The following is an 11,605-nucleotide window of genomic DNA, read 5'->3' as shown; positions in this document are numbered from 1 at the left end:
AAATTCCTTCTTTTTTAAAAACTACCACCTCCTTCTATATATACTCCTTCTTTCTATTAATGGTATTTCGAAGCAAAGAGAATTTAATGTCCCTAATTCCCGACCTTACTAATGAATAAACAAAAACAGGAGTGCAGCTAATTATAGCTACCCTCCTGTTCTTGAAAGTTTATTTATTGATAGAAATTACGTCCGCTTCTTCTCTATCTACATTTCCGGCCTTCTCAATCTTCACACTTTCACCCTCGGAAAGATTGGTAAAGACGATTGGCGTAATGATAGAGGTGGCATTGTTTTTGACAAACTCTAAATCGACTTTAAGCAACGGCTGTCCGCTTGTCACTTTATCTCCTTGAGCGACAAGAGCTTCAAAGCCTTTGCCTTCTAACTTAACTGTATCGATCCCGACATGTATTAAGATTTCACGTCCAGCATCGGAAACGATACCTATTGCATGTTTAGTCGGGAATAGGTTAACGATCGTACCATCTACAGGAGAAACGACCAAACCTTCCTCCGGTAAAATGGCAAACCCATCACCCATCATTTTTTCAGCAAAGACTGGATCAGGCACTTCCGTAATCGGTTTTAATTCCCCTTTAATAGGTGAAATAAAGCGTTCGGAAACTTCATCCGTCCTTAAAGGTTTCGGGACGATATCCTCGATTTGGTTTTCCACGCCTACTTCAGGAGACGCTTCTACTTTACGAGGCCTTTTTCCATCGATGATATCTTTCATTTGCCCTTTGATTGTTTCTGAACGAGGTCCGAAAATTGCCTGAATGTTATTGCCCACTTCCAGAACTCCAGCGGCACCAAGTTTCTTCAATCTATTTTTATCAACGTTACCGATATCATTCACTGATACACGAAGGCGAGTAATGCAAGCATCTAAGTGAGAAATATTTTCTTTTCCACCCATGGCTTCCAAGATATCCCCAGGTAGACTTCCAGCTGTACTTGCAGACCCTTCAGTTTCCTCGTCCTCTTCCACTTCACGGCCAGGAGTTTTAAGGTTAAACTTCCTTATCGCAAATCGGAATCCAAAGTAATAGATAACCGCAAAAACTAAACCAACTGGGATAACGATCCAAGCATTGGTTTGAGGATTAATTAAACCAAACAGTACGTAATCGATCAAACCACCCGAAAACGTCATCCCGATTTTCACATCCAGTAAATGCATAGTCATGAAAGATAGACCTGCAAACAGACAGTGAATCCCGAAAAGTATCGGTGCAACAAATAAGAAGGCAAATTCAAGAGGCTCAGTAATCCCCGTCAAGAAAGATGTAAGTGCCGCCGAAGCCATCAAGCCACCGACAATTTTCTTTCGTTCCGGTCTTGCTTCATGATAAATGGCCAAAGCTGCAGCTGGCAATCCGAACATCATGAACGGATATTTACCAGTCATGAAGGTACCTGCCGTTAAATTCTGTACGCCATCTTTAATTTGCGCCATGAAGATGGCTTGGTCACCCCTGACTGGCGTTCCCCCGCCTTGAGGGATATAGCTGCCAAATTCAAACCAGAATGGAGAATAGAAGATATGATGCAGTCCAAACGGAATTAACGCACGTTCTACAATCCCGAACACTAAAGCTCCCAGAGTCAGGTTAGCACCCAACATATTTTCTGAAAATGAATTTAGCCCCGATTGAATCGTCGGCCAAACTAAAATCATCAACAACCCAAGAATAACTGCGCTTGCAGCCGTTGCAATGGGTACAAAACGTTTACCTGCAAAGAATCCTAAATAAGAAGGCAATTCAATTTCATAAAATTTATTATACATAACAGCAGCCATGACACCGACAATAATACCGCCGAACACGCCTGTTCCCAACGTTGGGATTCCCAGAACATTGCTATACACCGCACCATTTTTCGCAATGTCTGCAGCGTCAATTCCAAGAACAGTTCCCATTGTTACATTCATAATCAAGAACCCGATAATCGCCGCCAGCCCGGCAACACCATCTCCGCCAGCTAGACCAATCGCGACCCCCACAGCAAACAATAAGGGAAGATTCCCAAAAATAATATTCCCAGCATTCTCCATGACCGATGCGACCATTTCAACTCCGCCACTTGCAAGAAACGGGGCGATATCCAACAAAGTCTCGTTTTGCAATGCATTACCAAAAGCAAGTAAAATTCCCGCCGCTGGTAAAATGGCTACAGGAAGCATCAAAGCTTTTCCGATTTTTTGCAAAACACCAAACAACTTCTTAAACATAGGTTTTCCTCCTCTTTACTATTTTTCCACGCTAATAAAACGGTTACATTTAACGATGGAATTCATCTTCCCACGCAACAGAATTCGAATACAAAAAAAGGCATAAGCAAAGATAGGATTGAAATGAAGTTCAGGTATATAATACCCTCTTTCATAACAATCATTCTCCTCACTTATGCCTGATCGAATCAGTAACACGTAAGTTAATGTATTTTTATTTGATTTTCTTTTGTAATCGTTGGATATGCATCGTTAGATAGACAGCTTCCGCATCACAAACCGGTCTGCCTAATTTCTGCTGCATAATTTTTATTAGCTTCCATGAGATATTGTAACACAAAGGATATTCTTCTTTCAATAGCAATGCAATTTTTTCAGGTTCATCGACCATTTCCCCAGCCAAAACCCTGTCTATCATGAATCTTAAATGACGGACCAAACGTGTATAATCAATGCTTTCCTTATTAATTTTTACGTTTAGCTGTTCTTCAACGACTTGAATAAGATGATAGATTAACTGCGAATGCTGATTGACTTCCGATAAGTCTTTATTTGCTATTGCACTATGAATATGAAGGGTAATGAAACCGATTTCCCCTTGGGGTAGGCCTATGCCTGTCTTATCTTGAATTAAGTCGATTACATCAACAGCAATATCATGTTCAAAAGGATAAAGGGTTATCGTTTCTTTCAAGAATGGGTTTTTGATAGTCATTCCTTGTGAAACACGCTGAAGGGCGAACAGTAAATGATCTGTTAAACCGACATGTATATGTTCATTGAGTTTTCCGGTTACTCGATCGTTAATGAGATGAATGGATTCTATAATGGCTGCTTGAAGATTTTGATCGATCTGCGGCAAAAGTTTTTTGTAACTTTCCTGTTCCTTAACATTTTTCAGAACGAACGTTTTCTCCGCAAGTTCCGGACTTAACTCTTCACCTTTCTTTCGGTTGAAGCCCAAGCCCTTTCCAATAGAGACGACTTCACCATACGTCGGATGCGTGGCTATCACCACGTTATTGTTCAAAACCTTTTCAACGATAAAACCATTCATTTTTCTCCCTCATTTTTTCTCAAAGTCATCCCTATGCCCCATACAGGATAAAGCGCTTAGTACTTAGTACTTTTACTATACACGATATGAGCTTTCTCTTACAACATGAAAGAAGAGCCCCAAAAGTCAGGGCTCTTCTTACTCACTCGCATTATTACTTCAAGAAAATGAAATATAGAAGGAAGACGACTCCAAGACCCCACATGATCGGGTGAACTTCTTTAGCCCTTCCTTTCATCGACATCGTGATCGGATAGAAGATGAATCCACAAGCTATCCCTGTCGCAATTGAATATGTCATGGGCATCATGATAACGGTAAAGAAGGCTGGAACAGCAATTTCGAACTTCTGCCAGTCAATATTTTTAAGTGAAGATGCCATTAATACTCCGACTATAACTAATGCCGGCGCAGTCACCGCAGATGTCACCACCGAAAGAAGCGGGAAGAAGAAAAGGGATAGGACAAACAGCAAACCGGTTACTACAGCCGCAAAACCACTTCGAGCACCAGCAGCAACACCCGATGTTGACTCTACATAAGATGTAGTGGTGGAAGTACCAAGAATTGCACCTGAAACGATGGATAATGAATCGGCAAGTAATCCTTTTCCCACTCTAGGAAGTACATTATCCTTCATCAGTCCAGCTTGTTGCGCAACAGCCACCAACGTACCGGCTGTATCAAAGAAAGCTACGAACAGAAAAGTCAATATCACGATTAACATTTGACCAGTGAAGAGATCACCGGGATTTCCGAAGGCATCGAATGCAACTCCGAAAGTAGGAGCAATGCTAGGAACGGCACCGATTATTTTCTCCGGCACCGGCACTTGCCCAAAGATCATTCCTGCAATGGCTGTAATGACCATTCCTATGAACACGCCACTTTTAACGCCTCTCGTCATCAAAATGACGGTTACGACAATTCCAAAAACAGCCAATAAAGTATTTCCTGAGGTTAAGTCACCCAATCCGACAAGGACGCTGTCATCATTCGTGATGATTCCAGCATTTTGAAACCCTACAAAAGTAATGAATAAGCCGATACCAGCTCCAACTGCGTATTTAAGTTCGACTGGAATTGCATTAATGATTTTCTCCCGTATTCCCGATAGGGAAAGCAAAACGAAGATAATCCCTGAAATCAATACCCCTGTTAAAGCAGTCTGCCAAGGGATTCCAAAACCAAGTACAACGGTGAAAGCGAAGAAAGCATTCAATCCCATTCCTGGCGCCAGCGATATTGGATACCTGGCTATGAGCCCCATCAATATCGAGCCAATCGCAGCTGCTAAGGCAGTCGCTGCAAAAACGGCTCCGTAGTCCATTCTCAATTCATCTGGATAGTCCTCGATGCTTTGTAAAGTCAGCATCACAGGGTTAACAACCAGGATATATGCCATCGAAAGGAACGTAGTTAGTCCGCCAAGTATTTCACGGCGATAATTAGTTCCCAGCTCATTAAACCGAAAATAATTTTTCATTATGAGTCTCCCCTATCATAAGATCGTAAGCCAACAGACAAATGCCCCATTCGCTTCCGAACGGGGCTTGACCACAATCATGTAAAGAAGTGGCGGTTTATCCTTGCTCGCGCCAATCCATTCACATCGTAGTCAAGCCGTTCACGGCAGCTTGGTAGAAACTTTTGGGCCATATCCCCAATATTATACGACAATTATGTTTTTTTATTATTATAGGTATAGTGTACCAGTCACAAAAATAATCGTCAATACGCCAAACGAATATTTTTTATGTAATTTTAGGCATTGTTCGCGTTTCGCTATATTTCCCTTACTTATTATGGCTATATCTTCACCAACATACGTGAAATGTAAGTATTCAACATATTATCTATAATTTTTATAACAAAAAAAATCAGTGAAGGTTAATTCCTTCACTGATTGGATGATTTAATCTTCTATTCCCACTCGATAGTTGCAGGTGGCTTGGAAGTAATGTCATACACGACGCGGTTAACATGATTAACTTCATTAACGATTCTCGTTGAGATGATTTCAAGTACATCCCATGGGATTCTCGCCCAATCGGAAGTCATTCCGTCAATGGATGTTACAGCACGGATCCCGATTGTGTAATCATACGTACGGGCGTCGCCCATTACCCCTACACTACGGATGTTAGGAAGCACCGTAAAGTACTGCCAAATTTCACGTTCCAAACCATTCTTTTTAATTTCTTCACGTAAGATATGGTCAGATTCACGAACGATTTCAAGTTTTTCATCTGAAATTTCACCTAATACACGAATGCCTAAACCTGGACCTGGGAATGGTTGACGCCAAACGATTTCATCTGGAATGCCCATTTCACTTCCAAGTGCACGCACTTCATCCTTGAATAGAGTATTCAATGGCTCAATCAATTTAAATTGCATATCTTCCGGCAGACCGCCAACGTTATGATGCGATTTAATTGTTTGTGCAGTAGCCGTACCACTTTCAATAATGTCTGTGTACAGTGTCCCTTGTGCAAGGAATTCAATACCTTTAAGCTTTGTTGCTTCGTCATCAAATACGTAGATAAACTCGTTACCGATGATTTTCCGTTTTTGTTCCGGATCTGAAACGCCAGCAAGTTTCGATAGGAAGCGTTCCGATGCATCGACCTTGATTACGTTCATATTGAAGCCTTCCCTGAATGTTTCCATTACACCTTCGGCTTCCCCTTTACGAAGTAATCCATGATCAACGAAAATACATGTTAGCTGATCGCCAATCGCTTTATGGATCAATACAGCCACAACGGATGAATCCACTCCGCCGCTCAATGCGCATAACACTTTTTTATCTCCGACCGTTTGACGGATTTTCTCCATCTCGATTTCAATGAAGTTCTCCATTGACCAGTCACCTTTGCAACCACAAACGCCGAATACGAAATTTTTCAAAATGTCATTTCCGTAAACTGAATGACGGACTTCAGGATGGAATTGTACGGCATACAATTTACGTGACTCGTCACTCATAGCCGAAATTGGGCAAGACGGGTTCGTTCCATCAATCTTGAAACCTTCAGGCGTTTCCACCACTAAATCACCATGGCTCATCCAAACGATTTGTTCTTTTGGCAAGTCACTGAATAACTTGGACTCATTTTGGATGGCAAGTGTCGCTTTTCCGTATTCACGGTTTTTAGCTGGTTCCACTTTTCCGCCAAAATGTTTGGTCATAAGCTGCATGCCATAACAAATACCGAAAATCGGTAGGCCCATTTCGAATATGCGTTCATCACAACCAAATGCAGTTGCATCATAAACACTGTTCGGACCGCCTGAGAAAATAATTCCCGTTGGGTTCATTTTCTCGATTTCTTCTACAGTAATTGTATGAGGATGAAGCTCACTGTACACACCAAATTCGCGGATACGACGAGTGATCAATTGGTTATATTGGCTTCCGAAATCAAGTACTACGATCATTTCCTGGTTTTTTTGCAATTCTGTTTTCCCCGGCACAAACGTCACCTCTATCAATGTAATTCACTCATAAAATCGAGTGATACTTTCTTATAAAAAATATTATCATAAAAAAAGAAAAACTAAAAATCCACCCTCAAAAATACACAAAAAGTATAGACGAAGGCAGATTTTCAGCTTTCCTGTTAAAATCCGCCTTCATAGTCAAATCATTTACGGTGATTCGGTAGAAACTTTCGATCCATATTATCGAGGATATATGAAGGATATATTAGTTTAAGTTAGTTTTTGTTATTGTATCAATATAATAAAAACCTGGTCAAGAGCTAGTTTTTTTCATTAAGCTTTCCCAACCGTTTTGAAAGTGCTCCCATTCTCTATCTTCCACGTCTCCACGATATATCATTAACTCGTATCCAGCCGTCAATTCACTCATCTCATCCGTATCGTACACTGCATCCACATAGGCGGCGTACTCCCTTAAAGTTTGCCCCTCCGGACGAACTAAACCAGTTCGCTTTAATTGTTTCAATAATATTAAATAGGCTTTCGTGAAATGAGCACCGGTTTTATTTTTATATCGAAGAATCTGCAGATGTGGAATCCACTTCCTTCTGGAGAAATAACCAATTGAAGCGAGAATCATTACACCTAACAGTGTGATGGCAGTCCATTTAAAGAGACCTTCTGAGCCCCCTATACCAGTTTCCCCTGATGATTGAGTTTCCCTATCGGGTGTATCCTGGCGTTCCCTAGTCTCTTTTTTTGTATGCTCTTCATTAGTTGGGCCAGGGTTCTTGATCTTTTCCTGTTTCAATTCCGAATCGTAAAATTCAACTTCCCCGTTGAATCCCTTTGTCGGCTCGAAGGGGACCCAACCTATCCCAGAAAAATAAACCTCGGCCCAGGAATGTGCATTATTATTGGTCACCTTATAAACGGATTCACCATCATTGATTGACTTTTCACCTTCCGAGTAGCCCTTTACCCACCTGGCAGGTATATTGGCGGCACGGAGTAAAACGACCATTGCACTTGAAAAATTATCACAATACCCTATATGTGTCTCGAATAAAAATTGATCGACATAATCTTGATTTGTCCCCGGATACGGAATATCGTCTTTTGAATAAATGAATTCAGGACCGTCGAAGTAATCCTCAATGGCTTTTGCTTTATCGTACCAATTCGTTTCATTTCTTGTTAGTTGGGATCCCAATTCATAGATCCGGTTTGGCAATCCCTCAGGAAGCTGTGTGTTTTTTTCCATTAACAAATCCATCGTTTCGTCAGGTTCTGTTACCTTTCTTAACTCAGCTATATCAAAACTCGGCATATCATAGACCAGCTCATACTCTTCCATGTCCAGTCTGTCTCCATTTTCCCGTTGAGAAATGATTTTGTCGATACCCTGATAATATTTGAAATCCATTCCGTTTTTGGCATCGATCTTTTTTAAATATCCGGACTGCGGATGGAGTATATGCGAATATGTTTCCGTCATTGTTACTTTTGCCGTCATTTCTTCTGTTTTCTCTACTTCAGGAACCTGAATATCTAAAGATGTCATATCCTGCCCGTTGGAAAAAGCATGAAAGTCCGTTTCCGGTAAGGAAACCCATCCTTTACCGGTATAAATATCTTTGTTCTCGACTTTCCAATAATGTCCTGCAGGTGCATTATTGTAAAAAACGATGGAACTATCTGGCTCTATCGAACCGCCAAGATCCGAATCGTCTTCATCATATCCGACACTTTTACCCTTCGAACCACCGTCTTCTTTAACCGCTTTATCAGAATATGAAGTAATATAAGGAACTGGGTCCGCCCACTGCGGAGAGAGCTTTGGGGCACCGAATCCAACAAGGACACTTACCAATATCATGCCGGTTAGCATCAAGATCCACTTATTGATGGCAGCCATCGGAAACCTTATTCTCTCCTGTATCGTTAGACGCAGCAGGGATAGTAGACCGAGCATCAAGAACCCGATGATGATGATTCTTACCATTGCCTTATCCCCCACATAGGGAGTGAAAGTATCGAGTACAGAGATAAAAATCACCGTTAACATAAAAAAGAAAAAGATGCTTTGCCTCACCATCACCCAGTAATGGATCAAATATGTTACTAGCCAAAGCAGGACAAAAAATAGAAATGTTCGAAATGGATTGGTGATCGACTCCCAATTCCCATCATACATATACCCAAGGTTGCCCGTAAAATCCACTAGAAATCCTTTCAACCATGATAATTGAAATAAAGCGCTTTTGGAATGAAGGAACTGTAATGAAATCATAATATAAGCAATAATGAGAATAATTCGGATTGACCAATGAATGCGGAAATAATGCAGTAGTAGGGAATAAATCAAAAATAGAACAAAAATGATGATATTACCTGTATCGGTGAGTTTATCGACAGGCCTTAACCATTCAGTAATCAACAACAGACCAAATATATATAAGAGGACATGCATGAACCTTTCTAACTTTTCGGTAGTGACATTCATTTTGCCATCACCCCTGATCTGTCAAACTTTAGTTGGCCATGTTCAAAAAAGCTAACCTTTATCCCCCTCGAGACAGCTGTAGAACATGACATTTTTTCCTCATCAGTAAGATCGGCCTGTTTCTTTACACATAACATTAATCCCTGATTAGCGCGGAAAGCACTCAATATGTCCACCTTTTCTAAGGTTAAGTCTGAAACTATGAATATCACAGCAGCGTTTGCCGGAAGACTGCCCTTACTTACATTTTCTTTCAATGCATTCACAACACTATGTTCCTCTTTAGCAAGTCGGTAAAAAATCTTTCGTCTCTGGTTATTTCCTGCTCCTGTCGGTATGATTAGTCTCGATCCCATACTTGCATACCCAATCTCCATGCCTTTTTTTAACATGGCGTGTGCAATGGAAGCCGTGATTACAACTGATTCTTCAAATAAATCCGATGGCTTATTATCAAGCATGATGAATACATCCCTGTTTTTCTGCACTTCGAATTCCTTCGTCATGATTTCACTCGTTCTAGCCGTCGCCTTCCAATTAATCCATGACAACTGATCGCCTGGCTGATACTCTCTTACCCCAGAGACCACTGAATGTTCCCGTTTAGTTCTCTTTGTTGAACCCACTGCCCCCTGATTGAACACTCGATCAAGATCACTGTAGGCAAGTTCATGATATTGAGGGTAAACAGTTATCTTCAAAGGTGAACGATATATCGCTTCCTTTTCACCGAGCCCGAAAAAGTCCCCTATCCTGAAGCGGATAGATTGAAACGAATGCTCTCCACGTGGCAAGTTTTCCAAGGTATATGACATGCTGAAGGTACGCTTGAATCCCGGAAAGATAAGTATTTTCCTTTGGAATCCCCTATCCTCCATCTCCTGAGGCAATTCCTCCTCTATCACCATAAATAATAGGGGCAGCCGGTTTTTACGGGTAAACGTCACGGCTATTTGAACGGATTCCCCGGCCTGGCATTCCCTTTTATTGACCTTTCTCTCAACGGTAAAGGCATGCAGCGGATAAAACAGCAGAATCGCAGCGTACGCAGAAAATGGAAAAAACGAATAAAAAATAAACCAACTGACAAAACCGCCTTGAAACATTGCAAAGCAAAAGGAAATGGCCATGAGTAATACCAGTCCGATCACACTCATATTTCCCCTTAAAAAGTTGATGAATTTGCGCATCAGGTCACAGCCCGCTTCACAGGCACTTGAGTTGTCGCGACAATTTCATGTATCACCATTCCTGCATCGAATCCATCATAATTAGCTTCAGGTTTCAAAATGAGCCGGTGGGAGAATACGAATGGAACTAAATATTGAATATCGTCCGGTAGAACATAGTCCCTTCCCTGAATCAGTGCGTATGCTTGAGCTGCTTTCATCAAGGCTATCGATCCACGCGGGCTTACCCCCAAATAGACCCCTTCATGAGTACGGGTTCGTATCGCCAACTCAACGATATAACGTTTTATTATGTCATCCACTATCACTGCTTTTACCTCTGCCTGTAATGCTATCAATTCATCTATGGTGATGACGGATTCCAGCTCCTCAAGCGGTGCCATATGTTGAGCTCTATGAAGTACCTCCATCTCGTCTTCCACACTTGGATAGCCCATTTTCATTTTTAATAGGAATCTATCCAATTGAGCCTCTGGAAGCGGATATGTTCCCTCGTACTCGATCGGATTTTGTGTTGCCATTACGAAAAAGGGCTTCTCCAATCCTCTTGTGACACCATCTATCGTCACACTTGCCTCTTCCATGGCTTCAAGCAAGGCAGACTGCGTTTTTGGCGAGGTCCGGTTAATTTCATCGGCTAAAATTATATGTCCCATTATCGGTCCCGGTCTAAAAATGAATTCTTGTTCCTTAGGATTAAAGATCGAAACACCAGTTACATCAGAAGGCAGTAAATCAGGCGTGAATTGTATACGTTTAAAGCTTGCACCTATTGATTTTGCCAGTGCCCTTACCATGACTGTCTTTCCCACACCCGGAACATCCTCCAATAAGACATGCCCGCCGGAAAGAAGTGCCACGATGCTTAGTTCTGCTATATCCCGTTTTCCGATAATCACCTTTTCGATATTCCCTAGAATCATTTCCAGCTTTTGATTGATCTGCTTATAAATCATTCTCTACCTCCTGAGATCACCCTATCAATATTTCATATATTTCCCATATTAAAACTAGACTTTTTTTACATTAAGCTCCAATTAAACCTTACATTGTAAGTTTACTAGATATTCAGTAAACCATAAACGAATTTCTCTAAAAATATTAATGCTGCTTAATGTTATCATAACTTGTTCAAATAACACGAAGAAGGATGCACCAATATATTG

General features: G+C 41.2%; 7 protein-coding genes and 2 riboswitches. All 7 genes read right to left on the bottom strand.

Annotation, left to right across the window (positions count from 1 at the left end; genetic code table 11):
- Positions 1-169: 169 nt before the first annotated feature.
- A complete protein-coding gene (gene ptsG, locus QUF78_RS02720) occupies positions 170-2,239 on the bottom strand; it encodes a glucose-specific PTS transporter subunit IIBC (RefSeq protein WP_289323470.1) in 2,070 nt (689 codons plus the stop codon).
- Positions 2,240-2,453: 214 nt separating this feature from the next.
- Positions 2,454-3,296 (bottom strand): glucose PTS transporter transcription antiterminator GlcT, encoded by an 843-nt coding sequence (glcT, locus tag QUF78_RS02715; protein ID WP_289318821.1) that lies wholly within the window; start codon positions 3,294-3,296, stop codon positions 2,454-2,456.
- A gap of 154 nt (positions 3,297-3,450) precedes the next feature.
- Positions 3,451-4,782: an NCS2 family permease gene (locus tag QUF78_RS02710; RefSeq protein ID WP_289318820.1), complete on the bottom strand. Its 1,332-nt coding sequence runs from the start codon at positions 4,780-4,782 to the stop codon at positions 3,451-3,453.
- 109 nt (positions 4,783-4,891) lie between these two features.
- A riboswitch (purine riboswitch) is annotated at positions 4,892-4,993 on the bottom strand.
- Positions 4,994-5,219: 226 nt separating this feature from the next.
- On the bottom strand, positions 5,220-6,776 hold the full coding sequence (guaA, locus tag QUF78_RS02705; protein WP_289323469.1) for a glutamine-hydrolyzing GMP synthase: 1,557 nt from the start codon (positions 6,774-6,776) through the stop codon (positions 5,220-5,222).
- A 142-nt stretch (positions 6,777-6,918) separates the two neighbouring features.
- Positions 6,919-7,020: riboswitch (purine riboswitch) on the bottom strand.
- A 36-nt stretch (positions 7,021-7,056) separates the two neighbouring features.
- Positions 7,057-9,249 (bottom strand): DUF4129 domain-containing transglutaminase family protein, encoded by a 2,193-nt coding sequence (locus QUF78_RS02700; protein WP_289323468.1) that lies wholly within the window; start codon positions 9,247-9,249, stop codon positions 7,057-7,059.
- The gene (locus QUF78_RS02695; protein WP_289323467.1) at positions 9,246-10,400 is read right to left on the bottom strand and encodes a DUF58 domain-containing protein; all 1,155 of its coding nucleotides are present in this window, start codon (positions 10,398-10,400) and stop codon (positions 9,246-9,248) included. The genes QUF78_RS02700 and QUF78_RS02695 overlap by 4 nt, the downstream gene beginning before the upstream one ends.
- A 38-nt stretch (positions 10,401-10,438) precedes the next feature.
- Positions 10,439-11,395, bottom strand: a complete 957-nt coding sequence (locus QUF78_RS02690) for an AAA family ATPase (RefSeq protein ID WP_289323466.1) — start codon at positions 11,393-11,395, stop codon at positions 10,439-10,441.
- Positions 11,396-11,605 lie beyond the last annotated feature (210 nt).

This window comes from Peribacillus sp. ACCC06369, from assembly GCF_030348945.1.
In the GTDB taxonomy this organism is placed as follows: Bacteria; Bacillota; Bacilli; order Bacillales; family DSM-1321; genus Peribacillus.
Note: the sequence above shows the minus strand (reverse complement) of the source record. Positions and strands in the feature narration are given on the sequence as shown.